This is a genomic window from Streptomyces hygroscopicus subsp. hygroscopicus (assembly GCF_001553455.1).
Lineage (GTDB): Bacteria > Actinomycetota > Actinomycetes > Streptomycetales > Streptomycetaceae > Streptomyces > Streptomyces hygroscopicus.
This window is the reverse complement of record NZ_BBOX01000134.1, coordinates 1-17,664: the sequence shown is the minus strand read 5'-3', so window position 1 is coordinate 17,664 and position 17,664 is coordinate 1. Positions and strand designations below refer to the sequence as shown.

At 73.5% G+C, this 17,664-nt stretch carries 12 protein-coding genes and 1 pseudogene; 3 read left to right on the top strand and 10 right to left on the bottom strand.

Annotation, left to right across the window (positions count from 1 at the left end; all coding sequences use genetic code 11):
- Positions 1 to 49 precede the first annotated feature (49 nt).
- Positions 50 to 1,768: an ABC-F family ATP-binding cassette domain-containing protein gene (locus AXW62_RS15785; RefSeq protein WP_060945115.1), complete on the bottom strand. Its 1,719-nt coding sequence runs from the start codon at positions 1,766 to 1,768 to the stop codon at positions 50 to 52.
- Between the two features lie 469 nt (positions 1,769 to 2,237).
- Here AXW62_RS15785 and AXW62_RS15780 point away from each other — a divergent pair, with 469 nt between their 5' ends.
- Positions 2,238 to 2,864 (top strand): hypothetical protein, encoded by a 627-nt coding sequence (locus AXW62_RS15780; protein ID WP_244503069.1) that lies wholly within the window; start codon positions 2,238 to 2,240, stop codon positions 2,862 to 2,864.
- 299 nt (positions 2,865 to 3,163) lie between these two features.
- On the opposite strand, the gene AXW62_RS15775 is transcribed toward AXW62_RS15780, so the two are convergent.
- From AXW62_RS15775 to speB, 6 genes and pseudogenes are all read right to left on the bottom strand, one after another.
- Positions 3,164 to 4,009, bottom strand: a complete 846-nt coding sequence (locus tag AXW62_RS15775) for an aldo/keto reductase (protein WP_060945113.1) — start codon at positions 4,007 to 4,009, stop codon at positions 3,164 to 3,166.
- Between the two features lie 316 nt (positions 4,010 to 4,325).
- The gene (locus AXW62_RS15770) at positions 4,326 to 5,240 is read right to left on the bottom strand and encodes an extracellular catalytic domain type 1 short-chain-length polyhydroxyalkanoate depolymerase (RefSeq protein WP_079115644.1); all 915 of its coding nucleotides are present in this window, start codon (positions 5,238 to 5,240) and stop codon (positions 4,326 to 4,328) included.
- Positions 5,241 to 5,377: 137 nt separating this feature from the next.
- On the bottom strand, positions 5,378 to 6,142 hold the full coding sequence (locus tag AXW62_RS15765; protein WP_060945112.1) for an SGNH/GDSL hydrolase family protein: 765 nt from the start codon (positions 6,140 to 6,142) through the stop codon (positions 5,378 to 5,380).
- Between the two features lie 150 nt (positions 6,143 to 6,292).
- Positions 6,293 to 6,952, bottom strand: a complete 660-nt coding sequence (locus AXW62_RS15760; protein WP_289306006.1) for a GNAT family N-acetyltransferase — start codon at positions 6,950 to 6,952, stop codon at positions 6,293 to 6,295.
- Between the two features lie 124 nt (positions 6,953 to 7,076).
- Positions 7,077 to 7,999 (bottom strand): annotated as a pseudogene (locus tag AXW62_RS15755) (polysaccharide pyruvyl transferase family protein).
- A 514-nt stretch (positions 8,000 to 8,513) separates the two neighbouring features.
- Complete coding sequence (speB, locus tag AXW62_RS15750; protein WP_060945110.1) at positions 8,514 to 9,509, bottom strand: agmatinase; 996 nt, start codon at positions 9,507 to 9,509, stop codon at positions 8,514 to 8,516.
- 110 nt (positions 9,510 to 9,619) lie between these two features.
- Here speB and AXW62_RS15745 point away from each other — a divergent pair, with 110 nt between their 5' ends.
- Entirely contained in the window at positions 9,620 to 11,080 is a 1,461-nt protein-coding gene (locus AXW62_RS15745) for a PucR family transcriptional regulator (RefSeq protein ID WP_079115643.1), read from the top strand.
- A gap of 97 nt (positions 11,081 to 11,177) precedes the next feature.
- On the opposite strand, the gene AXW62_RS15740 is transcribed toward AXW62_RS15745, so the two are convergent.
- The 3 genes from AXW62_RS15740 to AXW62_RS15730 all read right to left on the bottom strand — a co-directional run bounded on the left by AXW62_RS15740 (position 11,178) and on the right by AXW62_RS15730 (position 14,344).
- Positions 11,178 to 11,996 carry a class I SAM-dependent methyltransferase gene (locus tag AXW62_RS15740; RefSeq protein WP_060945109.1) on the bottom strand — a complete coding sequence of 273 codons (819 nt, stop codon included), beginning with the start codon at positions 11,994 to 11,996 and terminating at the stop codon, positions 11,178 to 11,180.
- 658 nt (positions 11,997 to 12,654) lie between these two features.
- Complete coding sequence (locus AXW62_RS15735; protein WP_060945108.1) at positions 12,655 to 13,113, bottom strand: RrF2 family transcriptional regulator; 459 nt, start codon at positions 13,111 to 13,113, stop codon at positions 12,655 to 12,657.
- 34 nt (positions 13,114 to 13,147) lie between these two features.
- Positions 13,148 to 14,344, bottom strand: a complete 1,197-nt coding sequence (locus AXW62_RS15730; protein ID WP_060945107.1) for an acyl-CoA dehydrogenase family protein — start codon at positions 14,342 to 14,344, stop codon at positions 13,148 to 13,150.
- A gap of 233 nt (positions 14,345 to 14,577) precedes the next feature.
- On the opposite strand from AXW62_RS15730, the gene AXW62_RS15725 reads away from it, so the two are divergent.
- Positions 14,578 to 17,589, top strand: a complete 3,012-nt coding sequence (locus AXW62_RS15725; protein WP_252368623.1) for an ATP-binding SpoIIE family protein phosphatase — start codon at positions 14,578 to 14,580, stop codon at positions 17,587 to 17,589.
- Positions 17,590 to 17,664 lie beyond the last annotated feature (75 nt).

The window sequence follows — 17,664 nt, the reverse complement described above, 5'->3', positions numbered from 1 at the left end:
CCTCGACGACGGCGAGCCCGCGCTCGCCCCGCCCCGCGACGAATGGCTCTCAGCCGCTCTCGGCCGATCCCTGCGCCGATCGCTCCGTCGATCCCTGCGCCGCTCCCCCGGCCACGGGCGACGCCTCGAGCAGAGCCCGGACCTCATCGGCGCCGGTCTCCCGCAACTCCTCGCCGACCAGCAGCCACCGGGTGATGCCGATCGATTCCAGGAACGGCAGATCGTGGCTGGCGACCACGAGGGCGCCCTCAAAGGAGTCCAGCGCGCTCGTCAGCTGCCGCACACTCGCCATGTCGAGGTTGTTGGTCGGCTCGTCCAGGAGCAGCAGCTGCGGGGCCGGTGCGGCGAGCATGGTCGCCGCGAGGGCGGCCCGGAAGCGTTCGCCGCCCGAGAGGGTGCCCGCCGGCTGTTCCGCACGCGACCCCCTGAACAGGAACCGCGCGAGCTGGGAGCGGATCTGGTTGTCGGTGACCCCGGGCGCCCGGCGGGCCACGTTCTCCGCCACGCTCAGCTCGTCGTCCAGCACATCGAGCCGCTGGGGCAGGAACCGCAGCGGTACGCAGGCGCTGACCTCCCCGGACAGTGGGCTGAGCCGGCCGGTGAGGGTGCGCAGCAGCGTGGTCTTGCCCGCTCCGTTGCGCCCGACCAGCGCGACGCGTTCGGGCCCGTGCACCTGGAGGGTGGCCTCCCGCAGGGTGCCGAACCGGGGGCGCAGTCCGCTCAGGCTCAGCACGGTGCGTCCCGCGGGCACGGCGGTGTGCGGGAGGCTCACCCGGATCTCGGCGTCCTCGTGGACCGCGTCCCCGGCCTCCTCACGCCGTTCACGCGCCTGCTGGAGGCGATCTTCCTGAAGGTCCCGGAGCTTGCCCGCCGACTCCTGCGCGGAACGCTTGCGGGCACCGGCGACGATCTTCGGGGCCCGCCGCTCGGCGTCCAGCTTCCTGCTGTGCCGCTGACGGCGGGCCAGTTTGATGTGGGTCTCCTCGAGTTCGCGCTTTTGCCTGCGCACATCCGCCTCGGCGGCGCGCAGCATCCGCGCGGCTGCCTCCTGCTGGGTGGCCAGTGCCTCGCGGTAAGCGGACCAGCCGCCTCCGTACCAGGCCACCGACCCGGACCGCAGTTCGGCGATGCGGTCCACCCGCTCCAGCAGCTCACGGTCGTGGCTGACCAGGACCAGCACCCCGGAGCGCCAGGAGTCGACGGCGTCGTAGAGCCGGCGCCGGGCGAACAGGTCCAGGTTGTTGGTCGGTTCGTCGAGCAGCAGGACATCGGGGCGCTCCAGGAGCAGGGCGGCCAGGCGCAGCAGTACGGTCTCGCCGCCCGACAAGTGGCCTACGGTACGGTCCAGATCGACCTCGCCGAGCCCGAGCGAGCCCAGCGTCGCCAGGGCCCGCTCCTCGACGTCCCAGTCGTCGCCGATCGTCTCGAAGTGCGCCTCGTCGATGTCTCCCGCCTCGATGGCGCGCAACGCCGCGCGCCGCTCGGCGATGCCCAGGGCCTGGTCGACGCGGAGGGTGGTGTCGAGGGTGATGTTCTGCGGAAGGTAGGCGAGGCTGCCGCCGACGGTCACCGACCCCTGGGCGGGGCGCAGCAGGCCGGCGATCAGCCGCAGCAGGGTGGACTTGCCACTGCCATTGGTGCCGACGAGACCGATCCGGCCGCGTCCGACGCTGAGCGAGAGCCCGTCGAAGACCGTCGTGCCGTCCGGCCACCGGAAGGACACGGCGGAGCAGGTCACGGAGGCGCTGGGAGTGGTGGAAGGGGCCATGGTGTTCTCGCATTCGCAAGCGCTGTGGAAAAGGGGCTACGTATGCGAGCACCACGCGGCGACCAAGCCGGGAAGTCGGGTGCGGCCCTCCGGAGGGTGGGGGACGGCTCATGCACCGAGGTCGCATCCACGCGGGTCACGGGCGGCGGAAAGGCCGGCTACGGCGTGACGGGCTACGGCTTGATGCCGTACCGCGCGATGATCGCGGACCTCAGATGCGCAACGTCCACCTCTATCGGAGACAACAGGACACCGGGAGTGTACCGCAGCCGTGGCGCGATACGTCGTACGCGCGGCCGGGCGGAGGCCGGGTTGCCACCTTCCTGCCAACCTTCGCCGCCGCCCCGCTCCCGCGGCTGGCCGCCGTTACGATCACCGGCGTGACCTGGCGGCGGATACGCGGTGACGCGCGCTGCCCGTTTCGGATCGAAGGGCGTGAGAAGTGAACAGCCGCTTAAGAATCGCGACCGTGTCGGCCGTGTCCCTGGTGGCGCTCGTGGGGGGTACGACGGTGGCGACGGCCCAGGAGTCCGACCCGGCGCCGAAGTCCTGTGACGGTGTCCGGCTGACCGGCGAGCTTCCCGCTCCGGCGCCCGGCCAGGCCGTCTCGGGGCAGATCACCATCGGCGCGGACTGCCGGCCGGAGCCGGCGTCCGTCCGCGGCGGCCCGGCCCCGGCCCGTTCGGCCCGCGCCGCAGCAGGCCATCAGCTGCGCGGCTGGAACGAGATGTACGACTGCTGCAACATCCGGATGACCGGCCTGTACACCGCCTCCTCGTGGGACACGGCGGACGGCCGCATCCCGACGGCCAGCGGCACGGCCACTCAGGAGTGGAACCGCGAGCCGTGGGACGCCGGATGGTCGCTCGCCGGGCAGACCACGAAGGACGACTGCGTCACGGACTGCGCCGAGGTCAACTCCGAAGCGCACGCCGACTTCACGTACCAGGGGATCTTCGATCCGACCGGCGACTGGTACGCCAACACCCACCACTCCTACATCCAGTTGAAGGCCGACGGGACGGCCACCTGCCGCTTCGACGTGGAGCTGCGCCACACCTTCGTGGGGTGGAACTGGCGGTACGGCTGCGAGTGAGAGTGACCCGCACCGGCGATCCGGTGCGGGTCCTCCCGCGGGGCCTCGTACCCGGTCAGGCGCCCGGCCGGGCAGGGTACGAGGTCACACTTCCCCATCCGGCCCGAACCAGGCTCCCGCCACCGGTACGCCGGGGCCTCGTACCCGGTCAGGCGCCCGGCCGGGCGGGGTACGGGGCCACGCTTCCCCACCCGGCCCGAACCAGGCTCCCGCCACCGGTACGCGTTCCGTCACGGCGGCAAGGCAGCGCCCGGGGCCGGCAGCGCCCGGGGCCGGCCAACGGGCCGCCGGAGGCCGCGTCAGAGGATCTCGAGGGGCCCCGGCCCGGTGGGCGGGGGGAAGGCGCGGTCCAGGGCGTCCAGGTCCCCCGTGGTCAGCTCGAGGTCCAGCGCGGCGTGGTTCTCCTCGACGTGCTCGACCCGTCCGGCCTTGGGGATCGCCGGCACCGCTTTCCTGAGCACCCATGCCAGCGCCACCTGCGCGGGCGTCGCGCCATGGGCCCGCGCGACCTCCCGCAGCGCGGCGGAGCGCAGCAGACGTCCCTGCTCCACGGGCGAATAGGCCATCAGGGGAATGTCGCGCCGGTAGCACCACGGCAGCAGGTCGTACTCGACACCGCGCCGGCTGGGGTTGTAGAGCACCTGGTTGACGGCGACCCGGTCACCACCGGGGACGGAGAGCAGATCCGTCATGTCGGAGACGTCGAAGTTGCTCACCCCCCAGTGGCGGATCCTGCCGCTGTCGGCCAGTTCGGCGAACCCTTGAAGGGTCTCCTCCAGCGGGATCCGCCCCCGCCAGTGCAGCAGGTACAGATCCAGCCGGTCCGTGCCGAGCCGCCGCAGACTGGCCTCGCAGGCCGCGATGGTGCCGGCCCGGTCGGCGTGGCCCGGGAGCACCTTGCTGACCAGGAAGACCTCGTCGCGGCGGCCGGCGATCGCCTCTCCCACCAGTTCCTCGGAGGCGCCGCTGCCGTACATCTCCGCCGTGTCCACGAGTGTCATCCCGAGGTCGAGTCCACGCCGCAGCGCGGCGATCTCGTCGGCGCGGCGCCGGGGGTCGTCCCCCAGGTGCCAGGTGCCCTGACCGAGCAGCGGGATCCGCTCCCCCGAGGGCAGCGGGACGGTGTCCAGTGCGGTTGTCGGCATGCCCGCCTCCCTGATTCTCCGGCTGCCTCCAACGGTAGGCGACGCCGCACCGGTCCGGCGTCCGCGCCGCGTGAACACCCCGACCGGGCCGCCTGAACACAGCTCGCGCGGACACGGCGGCCGGGCGCCTGAACACAGCCCGCGCGGACACGACGGCCGGGCGCCGGCCGAGGACGTGCTCGTGCGGTCACCCGACCATCGCCGCCTCCCACCTGGGGGCGGCCCAAGCCGTGGAAGGCCGCCAAGGGGCCACTTCGGGGTGGCCCCGAGGCGCCTTTCCGCACTGTTCCGCCCGGATACCGGAGGCGTCAGCGGGTCAGCGGGCGTCCAGCCCGAAGAAGGTGATGGCCCGTGCGGCCATACCGGAGGCCGGGAGGGAGTGTCCCGTGCCCTGGACGCTGATGGCCTCGACGGGGGCCTGGTCGCCCGTGGCGCCGTAGCGGGTGCGGGTCCAGGTGGGCTGCGGACGGTCGGTGCGGGCAGGGGTCTGGCTCACGCCGAGGACGTTGGTCCACTGCTTGATCTCCTCACCGAAGTTCGGATAGCGCAGGGTGGCGTCCTCGGTGCCGTGCCACAGCTGCATCCTCGGCCGGGCGCCCTGGTATCCGGGGTAGGCGCCGCGCACCAGATCGCCCCACGCCTGCGGTGTCCGGATGATGGTGCCGTTCGCGCAGGCGCTGTTCCAGCCGGACCCGTCGGTGGTGGCGAAACAGCCGAAGGGCACGCCCATGAACGCCGCGCCCGCCGCGAACACGTCCGGGTAGTCGCCCAGCAGGACGTTGGTCATCATGCCGCCGGACGAGGCGCCGGTGACGTACACCCGGTTGGGGTCGGCGTTGTGGCGCTGCTGGGCGTAGCGGACCATCGAGACGATGCCGACCGGGTCGCTGCCGCCGTCGTGGCGCAGCGCCTGGGGCGAGGAGACGTCGAAGCAGGCGCCGCTCCGGGTGGCGGAGGGATAGATGACGATGAAGCCGTAACGGTCGGCCAGGGAGGCGAACTCGGTACCGGAGTGGAACGCGGGGCCCGAGCCCGTGCAGTAGTGCACCGCCACCAGGACGGCGGGCCGTGCCACGACGCTGTCCGGCACGTACTCGTACATGCGCAGGTTGCTCGGGTTGTTCCCGAAGCCCGTGATCTCGGTGAGCGAGGCGGCCGCGGCGGGTGGCGGGGCCAGCAGGAACAGCGAGGCGAGCAGCGGCAGTACGCCGCCCCACAAGGCCGCGGCCATCGCTCGCGGTGTCCTTCGGCGGGGGCCGGGCGCGGTCCGTCGGCGGGGCCGGGCGGGCGGGTGGCGGTCCCGTCGGACGCGGGGGTGCGGTTCATCGGCTGTTCCTTCCGTGGACTGTGACGGTGGGGTGCCGCGGCTCAAGCCGCCCGAGCGGCCGGTCCGGCGCCGTGCGGGGCGGACCCGGCGGTGGCGGACGAGGGCTCGCCGATGCTGCCCGGCACCGACAGCAGCGCCCTCCACCAGACGTTGGCCATCTTGTCGTAGCCACCGGCGTTGGGATGCACTCCGTCGGCCAGATCCGCCGTCGTCAATGCGTTGTACATGTCAACCAGATGGACGCGCTTGCCCGCGTCGGCCTTGCTCCGCACGATGCCCGGGATCGCCGCGTTGTAGGCCCGCACGGTGGAGTCCAGGAAGCCCAGCGGGGTGATGGTGGCGACGAACAGCTCCGCGTTCGGCGCCTGGGCGGTGATGTGGTCGATCAGGCTGGAGAGCCTGGCCGGTGCCCCAGCAGGATCGCTGCCGTAGATGTCGTTGGTGCCGATGTGCAGCAGGATGGTGTGCGGGTTCTGCGTACGCAGCCAGTTGCCGACGTTGGCGTCGATCTGCTGGATCGTCCACCCGGAGTGTCCCTCGTGGTCGTGGTCGCCGAGGCCCGCCGGGCCGTTGAAGAGCGAGCCGACGAGGTCGACCCGGTAACCGGCGGCGGTGAACTTCTGCCACAGCCCGACGCGGTAGCCGCCCGGGACGTTGAACCCGTCGGTGATCGAGTCGCCCAGCGGCATGACCTTCACCCCGCCGTTGGACTCGGCGCGGGCCGGGCCGGCGCCGAGCGGGACGAGGACGGCGAGGAACGCGAACAGGGCGACGAGGGCGGCGAGCGGATGTCTGGTGCGTGCCATGGGCTTTCCTTTCGGCGGTCCGTGAGGTTCAGGGCGGGGCGGGTGCGGGCGCCCTGGTGCCGTGGTGCCGTGGTGCCGTGGAACACATGAGCCATCTGAGCGGTCATGGGAGCGCTCCCATATTGGGTGTAGGGCAGCGCCCCATCACCGTCAAGCCCTCTGGGGGGACGGAGAATCGGCGATCCGCCGGAGGAAACACACCCGGTGCTGCCCGGGTCCGTCGTAGTCGCTGTGCACGGAAAGGCCGTCGACCTCGCGATCACCCGTTTCGACAGTGAACCCCATGGCCCGGTGGAAGGCCACGGATCCGGTGTTCCCGGGCGAGGTGATGGCGCGCACCTCGCGGCGGCCCGCCTCGGCGGCGCGCCGCAGGAACGCCGTGTAGAGCTCGCGGCCCACGCCCCGTCCGCGCAGTGCAGGATCGACCCCGACGAAGTGGATGTACGCCTCGTCGTCGTTGTCCGCGGCGTGGAAGCCCACGAGGAACGCCCTGATCCGGCCCGTGTCCTCCAGCACCAGGCTGGTGCCGGAGAAGAACTGCAGAAACAGCCTGGGCAACAGCAGGGACAGCTCGCGCGCCTGCTCGGGGGTGCGCGAGTCGCCCCACCACGTCCGCACGCATTCCACGATCGTCCCGTGGTCACCGATGTGGGCCCGGCGCATCGTCATCTCGGTCATGGCGCACCATCGTCGCAGGGGGCGCCGTCCGCGGCGAGACCGGAGTGGAGGGCGAGGACGACGGCGAGGACTGCACGACGGCGACGACGACGGCGAGGACGGCGAGGACGGCGAGCCGGATGCGGTTGTCACGGCCGATCTCGTTCGGGAGCGGAGTCCTCGGTGGCCGTGGACCGCGACGCCACGGCGGGCCGCAAGCCGGTGCGGCCCCCGCCCCGCTGACCTGGTGTCAGCGGAACCCCGGGCCGGGGCCGGTTCAGTCCGCCGCGGACAGCGCCGTCAGCAGCGCGTCCGTGGCATCCCCGGCGTCGCCGTGCGCGGGTGTGCCGAGGAACTCGCGGCGGCGCCGCGCGGCCAGGGCGCGGCCCGAGGTCAGGCACCATCGCCACCACCGGTCGAGTTCGGCAGGGTGGAGCTGTGCGGCGCCGAGCGTGGCGGGCCAGTCGAGGACCCGCGCCTGGGCGCTCAGCTTCGCCCCGCCGTCGACGGGGTCGACCGCCAGGGCCGGAACCCCCGAGCGCAGGGCCGTGACCAGGCCGTGCAGCCGGTCGGTGACCACGAGGTCGAGCCGCCGCACCACGGACTCGAACTGTTCCGGGGTGGCGCACAGGCGCCAGTCGCGGGTGTCCAGACGGGTGGTCAGCTCCAGCCGCGCACAGTCCTTGGCCGCCAGCCAGCCGGTCAGCGCCCGCGCCACCTCGTCATGGCGCCGCGCCCGCCCGTACTCGCCCTGCCCATGGGTGAGGACCACCCCCACGACCGGTGTGGCGGGGGGGCGGGGGCCCCGGCGGCGAGGTCCCGCACGGGGGACACGCCGCCGGGGGCGTCGCGTGCGAGGACGTGGTGGAAACCGCGGACCGCCGGAGACGAGGCGTCGATCACGGAGGTGCCGACGGCGATACGGACACAGCGCCGGAACCGGGCGTGCAATTCCTCGACCTGGGGGCCGTGCAGGGGGCCGCACAGGAACACCAGATGGGAGTAGGAGTCCTCGGCCACGTCGGACAGATGCGGGCCACCGGCCCGGTAACCCGGGCTCCAGACCACGTCGTACGGGATTCCGGCGTGGTCCAGAACGGAGCGCACCCGGTGCAGGGCGAGCACATCGCCCGCGGTGGCCTCGCCGTCGAGGAAGCTGAACCAGCCGGTGAGCAGAACCTTCCGTGCGCTCCTCGCCATACCCACCCTTTCTTCCCACCGGAACCGGATGCGAACGGCAGCCTCCCATCATCACCGCGCCGGGTGGACGGCGCGGTGGCGACAGGCCGGGCGGACTCGACACCACCGGGCAGGCTCGACGCCACCGGGTCGGCGACAAGACTCCGGGGCAGAGCCAATCGCCGGGGGCGGACAGGACCGTCCGGGGCGGGCCGAATCGCCGGGTGGACGGCGCGGTGGCACCGGGCGGACTCGACGCCACCGGGCAGGCTCAAGGCCACCGGGTCGGCGACAAGGCTCCGGAGCGGACCGGGCCGCCCGGGGCAGACCGAATCGTTGGGGAGCGGACCGGACCGCCCGAGGCGGGCCGAATCGCCCGGAGTGGACCCAACGCCGGGGACGGATCCAATCGCCCAGGGCGGGCCGAATCGCAGGGGCGGGCCGGGGTCCCCGTGTCGTTGGGGACGGGGCGGTCGGTGAGGCGCACGGCGGGCGCGGCGGGCCCGGCGGGCTCACGCCCCTTCCGCCCCCGTGGTCACGGCCTCCGGCCCCCGTCGGCGGCGGGAAGTCGCTCCTCGGCCCGCTCCCCGTTCTCCTTGAGCGCGAGCAGGCTGATCAGGTCGTAGGCGACGTGGGAGGCGGCGACCGAGGTGATCTCGGCGTGGTCGTAGGCGGGCGCCACCTCCACCACGTCCGCGCCGACCAAGCGGCATCCCGCGAGCCCGCGCAGGATCTCCAGCAGCTCCCGGGAGGTCAGACCGCCCGCCTCCGGGGTGCCGGTGCCGGGGGCGTGGGCCGGGTCGAGGCAGTCGATGTCGATGGAGATGTACAGCGGCCGGTCGCCGATGCGCTGGCGCAGCTGGTCGGCCACCTCGTCGGCGCCGCGCCGGTAGACGTCGGCGGAGGTGACGATGCCGAAGCCCAGCTTCTGGTCCTCGGTGAGGTCCTGCTTGCCGTACAGCGGGCCGCGGGTGCCGACGTGCGAGAGGGCGGAGGTGTCGAGGATGCCCTCCTCCACGGCCCGGCGGAACGGGGTGCCGTGGGTGTGCTCGGCGCCGAAGTAGGTGTCCCAGGTGTCCAGGTGGGCGTCGAAGTGGAGCACCGCGACCGGGCCGTGCCGCCGCGCGGCGGCGCGCAGCAGCGGAAGCGCCACGGTGTGGTCGCCGCCGATGGTGACCAGGCGCGTGCCGTCGGCCTGCAGGCTGCCCGCGGCGTGCTGGATGGTCTCGATGGCCTCGCCGATGTCGAAGGGGTTGACGGCGATGTCACCGGCATCGGCCACCTGCTGGGTGGCGAACGGCGACACGTCGAGCCCCGGGTGGTAGGGGCGGAGCAGCCGGCTGGCCTCGCGGACCGCGGCGGGCCCGAAGCGGGCGCCGGGGCGGTAGGAGACACCGGCGTCGAACGGGACACCCACCACGGCCACGTCGGCGCGGGCCACTTCGTCGAGGCGGGGCAGCCGGGCGAAGGTGGCGGGCCCGGCGAAGCGCGGGACCCGGGAGGAGTCGACGGGCCCTCGGGGTTCGGTCATGGTGCTGGCAGTCCCTTCTCCTGTGCGCCGGTGGGGTCCGGTCCGGCGAGTGTGCACAGCGGGCGAAGTGCGGGACAATCGTTGTCGACCCAAAGAGTTAGCCTTCGTTTGTGGTGACCAACAAAGCCCAGGGCGTGACCGTGGGCGATCTGCTGTCGTACCCGGCCCTTCAGCTCCGGCTGCTCGCGGGCGGGGACGGTCTGCACCGTTCGGTGTCCTGGGCCCATGTCAGCGAGCTGGACGACCCCACGCCCTGGCTGCTCGGCTCCGAGATGATCATGACCACGGGGATAGCGGTGCCCCGCTCGGCCGCCGGCCAGCGCGGCTATCTGGAGCGGCTCGACGACGCCGGGGTCGCCGCCCTCGCCGTCTCCGCCCAGCTGCGCATGCCCCCGCTGCGCCGGGCGTTCTTCGACGCCGCCGAGGAGCGGGGCATGCCGGTCCTGGAGATTCCGCTGGCCGTGCCGTTCATGGCGGTGGCGCAGGAGGTGGCCGCCGCCATCCAGGAGGACGCCCGCCACCGGCTCGGCGCCCAGCTCCAGGTGTTCGGCGCGCTGCGCTGGCTGACCTCGGAGAACCTGGACACGGCGACGCTGTTCAGCCGACTGGAGAAGCTGTCCGGATACGACATCTACCTGTGCACCACCCAGGGCCGGCCGCTGCTGCCCGGGGTGCCCGTGCCCGACCCGTCCGTCATCCCCGGATCGGCGGACGCGCCGCCGACCATCCCGGGCGGCTTCGCCCTCCCGGTGCCCTCCCCCGGTGGCACGGCGGGGTTCGTCATCGCCTTCGAACGGGAGGGCGCCCGCCCGGCGGGGCTCGCCGTGGTGCAGCACATCGCCACGGTGGCCGCCCTCCAGCTCGCCATGGTCCGCACCGAACGGGAGACGCTGCGCCGCGAGGGCGCGGAGATCCTCGCCGAGCTGTTGCAGGGCGCACTCGACCCGGCCGTGGCCCGGCGCCATCTGCTGCGCCACTCCATCGAGGGCGAGACCGTGCTGGCGGTGGTCAGGGGGGTCACCGAGGACGCCGTGCTGCGGGTGCTGGAGGATCGGCCGTATCTGCTGCTCAACCGCGGCGAGGACCGCTATCTGCTCGGCTCGCCCGGCCTCGGTGAGGCGATCGAGTCCCTGCCCGGGGTGGCCGCCGGGATGAGCCGCCCGTTCCGCCCCGGCGCCCCGCTGCGGATCGCCCAGCGCGAGGCGCTGTGGGCGGCCTCCCACGCCGTCGCCTCCGGCCGCGCCCTCGTACGGTACGGCGACGACGTCACCGGCCGCTGGCTGCCGGACGACCCGGCCGCGCTCACCGACCTGGTCGAGCACGTACTGGGCCAGGCGCTGCGCTACGACGCCGGTCACGGCACACGGCTGCTGCCGTCGGTGCGCACCTGGATGGAGCGCGACCGCCGTACCGACGAGGCCGCGGCGGCGCTCCATGTGCATCCCAACACGCTCGCCTACCGGCTGCGCCGCTTCCACGAGCTCACCGGCCGCGATCTGTCCACCACGGGCGCGTTCGCCGAGGTCTGGCTGGCGATCCGGGCCGCGGGCCGGCTCGGTCTGCTCGACTGAGGGCGGGTCTCCCGCCGTGGTGGCGGCCCGGTGGACGGCCGGTTCCCGCCGTGGTGGCGGCCCGGTGGGCGGCCGGGCCGCTGCCCCGCGGCTCGTCTCACCGCGCCGGACGGCGGCCCCAGCAGGTGATGAGCGGGGCGGTGGTGACGTCCATCCCGTTGTCGCGCAGTTGGTCCAGATGGCGCTCGATCTCCGCGTCGGTGGCCAGTCCGTCCGCCACCAATCGGCCGCGCAGCTGGCGCACCGTGGCCGCCTCCAGTTCCCGGTTGGCCGGGGAGGTCAGCGGGAAGAAGCCTTCGGCGCGTACGTCGCGCAGTCCGGCGCCGCGCAGCAGGGCGGGCAGGGTGCGGCCGAAGGCGAGGTCCACCCCGCGCCCGGCGAGCAGGGTCCGGAACCCGCGGCGGATCCGGTTGGCCAGCTCCTCGGCCGGGCCGCGCTCATCGGGGCAGGCGAGCGGCTGGAGCGCCGGGTCGGCGTCCTCCACCACCAGCAGACCGCCCGGCGCCACCGCCCCGGCCATCCGCCGCAGCGCCTCGGCCCGGTCGGGCAGGTGCACCAGCACCAGCCGGGCGTGGACGAGGTCGAATCCGCCGCCCGGCGGCTCGTCGCGGGCCACGTCGTGACGCCGCACCTCGACCGGGCCGGCGGCCGGGCCGGACAGGTCGGACAGGTCGGACAGCCAGGAGGTGTCGATATCGGTCACCAGTACCCGCCCGGTGGGCCCGACCCGCTCCGCGAGGGCGGTGGGCACCGAGGGCCCGCCCGCTCCCACCTCCCAGCAGCGCCATCCGGCGGCAAGGCCGAGCCGGTCGAGGTGGTCGAGAGTCCAGGGGTCGAACAGCTCGGCCAGCGCGTCGAAGCGCCGGCCGGCCTCGCGTTGCCGGTTGTCCAGCAGATAGCCGGTTTCGGAGATCATGCGCCCATCCTGCCGCGCCGGCCGCCGTCGGCGCGGCAAGGCCCGTGCCCGCGGCAGGGCGGTGTGCCGTGGGGCTCATCGGCACGGTGATCTCCAGGGGCCCGGTGTGGTGGGCGACCGCACCGGCCCGTCGCACACGCGGACGGAGCGGCCCGGTCCACCGACGCCGCACAGCCGGGCGGGGATATCGGCGATATCGGCGTGAGCGGTGTCCGTGGAGCCCGGCAGCTGTGCGGCGAGCGGGCCGAGGACGTCCATGGGCTCGGTCCACCGGCTCACCGACTCACCGGCCTCCGGCCAGGGAAGCGCTCGGGGACCAGGTTCAGCGGAGCGAAGCGCCCAGGGACCACGCCCGGCAGACCGAAGCACCCAGCGCCCCCCTTCGGCAGACCGAAGCACTCACGGACCGCACTCGACACACCGAAGCACTCGGGGGCACCGGCTGCGGGCCGAAGCACCCAGCGACCACACCCAGCACACCGAAGCACCCAGCCACCACACCCGGCACACCGAAGCACCCAGCCACCACACCCAGCACACGAAGACCCACCATCACGCCCAGCAGACCGAAGCACTCACGGACCACACCGGCACACCGAAGCACTCGGGGGCACCGGCTGCGGACCGAAGCACCCAGGGACCGCACTCGGGGCACCGGCTAGGGATTGGTCCAGGCTTCGGGGTCCTCGGCGAGGCCCAGGACGTCGCCGGGCAGCTTGGCCGCGGCCACCTCCGCGAGGGTCACCTCGCCGAGGATCTTGCGCACATTGGCCCGCACCGCGATCCACAGCGGCAGCAGCGACTCCGCCGGTCCGTGGTAGGACAGCTCGGGCGGGCGCACTCCGCGCACCGACACCAGGGGGCCGTCGACCACCCGGATCACCTCGGCGATGCTGATGGTGTCCGCGGGGCGGGCCAGCCGGTAGCCGCCCTTGCCACCGCGCTGGCTGACCACCAGCCCGCCGCGGCGCAGATCGCCCAGGATCCCTTCGAGGAACTTGTGCGGGATGCCCTGCGCGCCGGCGATCGCCTCGGCCTTGACGGAGGTGTCCTCCCCCGCCGCGGCCAGTTCCAATGCCGCCCGCACCGCATAGTCCGCCTTCGCCGAGATCCGCATGCGGAGATTATCCGCCACCGGCGCGCCGGTGGTGTCAGAAGGGCAGAGTGAAGGGGGGATGTTCGCCGTTGAGGAAGTAGTCCCCGACCTCGTGGAGGCGGTGGGCGACGGGGTCGTAGAGCGTGTGGGTGCGCGCGTTGCGCCAGAAGCGGTCGAATCCGTAGGCGGAGGAGGCGGAGCGCGCGCCGATGACGTCCAGAGCGCGGGCGGTGGCATCGTGGGCGGCCCGGGAGGCGGCGGCCTCGGCCGCGGCGGCCAGCACGGTGATCTCGGCGCATTCGTCGTCGGTGAGGTCCTCGCCGCGGGCGAGCCCGCCGTCCAGGGCCTCCAGTGCCTGATCGGCGAGGGCGGCGGCGGAGAAGGTGGCGACGGTGAGTTCCCCGTAGGTGGTCAGCGCGTACGGATCGCGCGGGGAGGTCTGCGGCCAGGGCGCGTGCACGGCCCTGGTGTACTCGCGGGCCTCGGCGAGCACCCCCTGCGCGATCCCGAGACAGATCTGCGCCGAGACCAGACGTCCGGTCGGCGCGGCCAGGCCGCTGAAGGGCGACAGGGTGTCCTCGTCCCAGGAGAGCGGTCCGAGCACCGCGTCGTCCCCGACCGGCACCGCGTCGAACTCCACGCTGCCACCGGCCGCCAGCCGCTGGCCGAAGGTGTCTCCGTCGTCGCCGCCGCACACCACACCGGGGTGGGTGGCGTCCACGAGCACGGCCAGCGGTTCGCCGGTGTCGGCGTGGATGGCGCGGACGGCCAGCCGGTCGGCGACCAGAACCCCGGTGGCGTACCCCTGGCGCCCGTTCACCACATGGCCGTCCTTGCCCGGGGTGAGCGTCAGCCGCGGCTCGCGGGGGGCCAGTCCGCCGCCCCAGCACCACTGCCCCGCCGCGGACTCCCGCTCCAGCCGGGCGGCGAGATCGGGTCCGCCGAAGAAGCGTGCGCTGAAGCACAGCAGGTAGTGACAGCCGAGCACCTGGCCGATCGCGCCATCGGCCGCGGCGATCTTCCGCACGACGGCGCAGGCCGTGGGCCAGTCCGCGCCCCCGCCCCCGTGCTCGACGGGGATCAGCAGCGTCAGCAGCCCCGCCTCACGGAGCCGGGCGACCTCGTCGTACGGCGTCTTGCCGGCCTGGTCGCGGATGACCGCGTCCGTGGCGAGGTCGTCCGCCGCCTCACCGGCGATCTGCAGCCACCTCGCACGATCGAGCGCCTCGGCCGTCGCATCCACCACCGTCACGCCCGCACCCCTTCATCCGACCCATCCGACCCGTCCGGTCCCGTACTCAGCATTCCCTATGATTCCCGTAGGAAAAATAGGGAATTCGGCCGCGGACGTCCAGCCGTACCGCCGGGCGAGCGCCCCGCTCGCACCGCGGCCACCCCACGCTCCGAGACGTACGGATGATGTCCGGCATATGCCAGTGCTACGTTTGTCCGAGAATGCCCTGCACCATGAGGTGAGGTCTTGGGATGGAGCAGCGGCGCGGAACGGACACGGCGGAACGCTCCCGCTCATGGGGCGATGAACGGCTCTCCCTGCTCTCCGCGGTAGGTGCCGCGCTCACCGACCGCGAGGTGATGCGGCACGCCCTGGACCAGGCGGTCTCCGAGCTGGGCGGGATCGCGGGCCTTGTGCACTGGTCCTGCGGCCCGGCCGGCAGCCGCCAGCTGCGCCTGGTCCTGGCCAGCGGGCTGCCGCTGCCCGTCCTGCGGGCGTGGGAGGAGATCCGCCAGGACGTGGCCCCGCTGGCCCCCGCCCGCGCCGTACGGGACGGCCGCTTCGTCTGGATTCCGGCCGCCGCCACCGAGGCCCTCGCCGGGCCCCGGGAGGACGGCCGCCCCTCCTCCGGGATCCTCCCGGCGGCGACCACGGTGGCATCGGTTCCGCTGATCGGACCGGACGGGCCGGTGGGCGCGCTGTCCGTCCTCACCGGTCCGTGGGAGCCGACCGGGGAGCAGACCGCCTTCCTCCAGGCGGTGGGACACTGGGCGGAACGCCGCCTCGCCCGCTCGGCGGCCGGGCCGGGCGAGGGCGACGAGCCCCCGTGGTGGCAGCAGCGGCCGGGCGGTCCGGTGCTCCGGCAGTCCCTGGAGGCGGCCAAGGCCGGCTCCTGGGAATGGGGCGTGCGCACCGGTGAGATGCGCTGGGACCGGGCGGGGCTGACCCTGCTCGGCATCCCCGACAGCTATGAGCGGCGGATCGAGAGCTGGATCGACCTGATCCACCCCGAGGACGTGCCGCGGGTGATGGCCGCCACCGAGAAGTCGCTGCGTGAACGGAGCGACTACGAGGCCGAGTACCGGGTGCGCCGCCCCGACGGCACCACCGGGTGGGTGCAGAGCCGCGCCCATCTCGAACTCGACGAGCACGGCGAGCCCGTCCGCATGGTCGGGAAGGTCTGGGACACCACCGAGAGCCGGATGGCCCGGGAGTCGGTGGGGCAGGCGCTGCGGTACATGAGCGACGCGTTCTTCGCGGTGAACCGGGAGTGGCGGATCACCTTCCTCAACGTCGAGGCGGAGCGCCTGATCGGCCCGGCCGGACAGGTGCTCGGCCGACCGCTGTGGGAGGGCCCCGCGGGCGACGTTCCGGAGCTGGAGGAACGCTGCCGCCGCGCCGCGGCCGGCGGCAGACCGGCCGGTTTCGACATCCGCTGGCCCACCGACGGCCGCTGGTACCACATACGGCTGGTCTCGGTGCCGGACGGGCTGACGGCCTATCTCACCGATGTCACCGACCGACGCACCCGGGCCGCGCGGCGCGCGGAGGCCGAGCGCGCCGGCGCCGAACAGGCCGCCCGGATCAGCGAGCTGAGCAACGCGCTGGCCGACGCGGTGACCACCAGGGACGTCGTCGACGTCGTGGCCGCGCACATCCTGCCGCCGTTCGGCGCCTCGGGTCTGCTGATGCTGTCCCTGGAGGGCGGCCGGCTGAACGTGGTGGGGTCCGTGGGGTACCCCCTGCCCTTCCTCCGCCGGATCGACGGGGTTCCGGCGTTCGAGGGCTACCGTCTGCTCAACGAGGTGCTCGGCGCGCGCCGGCCGTACTTCATCCCCTCGGCCGAGGAGTACGAGCGGCTGTTCCCCGACCTGGCCGGCAATCCCGCCATCGCCCACAAGAACGCCTGGGCCGTGCTTCCGCTGACCGCCTCGGGCAACGCCATCGGCACCTGCTCCATCTCCTTCGACGAGCCCCGCCGCTTCTCCGCCGACGAGCGCACCCTGCTCACCGCCCTCAGCGGCATGGTCGCCCAGGCGCTGGCCCGGGCCCGGCTCTACGACACCGAGCACGCCCGCGCCCAGGCCCTCCAGCGCGGACTGCTGCCCCGGGCGCTGCCCACCCCGGCCGCCGTCACCTCCACCGTCCGCTACCTGCCCGCCAGCAGTGGTACGGACATCGGCGGCGACTGGTACGACGTCATTCCGCTGTCCGCGGAGCGGGTGGCCCTCGTCATCGGCGATGTGATGGGGCACGGCCTGGCCGAGGCCGCCACCATGGGGCGGCTGCGCACCGCCGTGCACACGCTCGCCAACCTCGAGCTGCCGCCCGACGAGGTCCTGGCCCATCTGAACGAGGTCGTCAGCGATCTGGGCGACGACTCCTACGCGACCTGTCTGTACGCGGTGTACGACCCCGTCTCGGGGGTCTGCTCCCTCGCCCGCGCCGGTCATCCCCCGCCCCTGGTGGTGCGCCCCGACGGAGGTGTGGAGTGCCCGGACTCGGTGCCCGATCCGCCGCTGGGCGCCACCGAGCCCCCGTTCACCACCGTCGACCTCCGGTTGCCCGACGGCAGTCTGCTGGTGCTGTACACCGACGGTCTGGTGGAGTCCGCCACCCGTGACATCGACACCGGCATCGCCGAGTGCGCCCAGGTCCTCACCAGCGAGCGCGGCCGGCTGCTCACCAGCCCTCCACCGCGCCCGCACCCGGACCGCCCGGAACAGGACGGGCCGGAGCAGGACGGGCCGGACCGGGCGGACCACGAGCGGCTCGACCGGCTGTGCGACCTGCTGGTCGGGGCCATGCTGCCCGCCCAGCAGCTGACCGCCGACGACACCGCCCTGCTGATCGCCCGGCTGCACGGGCTGGCGCCCGGGAACATCGCCGGATGGCCGCTGCCGGAGGGCCCGGTGGCCGCCGGTCTGGCCCGCGCCCACGTCCGCGAACAGCTCACGGCGTGGGGGCTCCAGGAACTCGTCGCCACCACCGAGCTGCTGGCCGGCGAACTCGTCGCCAACGTCGTCCGGCACGCCAGGGGGCCGACCCGGCTCCGGCTGATCCGCAGCAGATCGCTGCTCTGCGAGGTCTCGGACGCCAGCCCCACCACGCCCCGGATCCGCCGGGCCGCCGAGACGGACGAGGGAGGGCGGGGGCTGCAACTGGTCTCCGCGCTCTCCCAGCGCTGGGGGACCCGCTACACCGCCGAGGGCAAGTGCATCTGGACGGAACAGCCCATCCCCCGGACCGGCACACCCTCATGAGGACCGTTTCGGCCCCACGGCCTGTGCGGCGGCCGGGGTGCCGTGCGCGCCGTTCACCCCGATGCTCTTCATGGG

What these genes read in the sequence shown, in the direction of transcription:
- AXW62_RS15785 (WP_060945115.1), bottom strand. Translation starts at nt 1,768, where the DNA reads ATGGCCCCTTCCACCACTCCCAGCGCCTCCGTGACCTGCTCCGCCGTG.
- AXW62_RS15775 (WP_060945113.1), bottom strand. Translation starts at nt 4,009, where the DNA reads ATGCCGACAACCGCACTGGACACCGTCCCGCTGCCCTCGGGGGAGCGG.
- AXW62_RS15770 (WP_079115644.1), bottom strand. Translation starts at nt 5,240, where the DNA reads ATGGCCGCGGCCTTGTGGGGCGGCGTACTGCCGCTGCTCGCCTCGCTG.
- AXW62_RS15765 (WP_060945112.1), bottom strand. Translation starts at nt 6,142, where the DNA reads ATGGCACGCACCAGACATCCGCTCGCCGCCCTCGTCGCCCTGTTCGCG.
- speB (WP_060945110.1), bottom strand. Translation starts at nt 9,509, where the DNA reads ATGACCGAACCCCGAGGGCCCGTCGACTCCTCCCGGGTCCCGCGCTTC.
- AXW62_RS15740 (WP_060945109.1), bottom strand. Translation starts at nt 11,996, where the DNA reads ATGATCTCCGAAACCGGCTATCTGCTGGACAACCGGCAACGCGAGGCC.
- AXW62_RS15735 (WP_060945108.1), bottom strand. Translation starts at nt 13,113, where the DNA reads ATGCGGATCTCGGCGAAGGCGGACTATGCGGTGCGGGCGGCATTGGAA.
- AXW62_RS15725 (WP_252368623.1), top strand. Translation starts at nt 14,578, where the DNA reads ATGGAGCAGCGGCGCGGAACGGACACGGCGGAACGCTCCCGCTCATGG.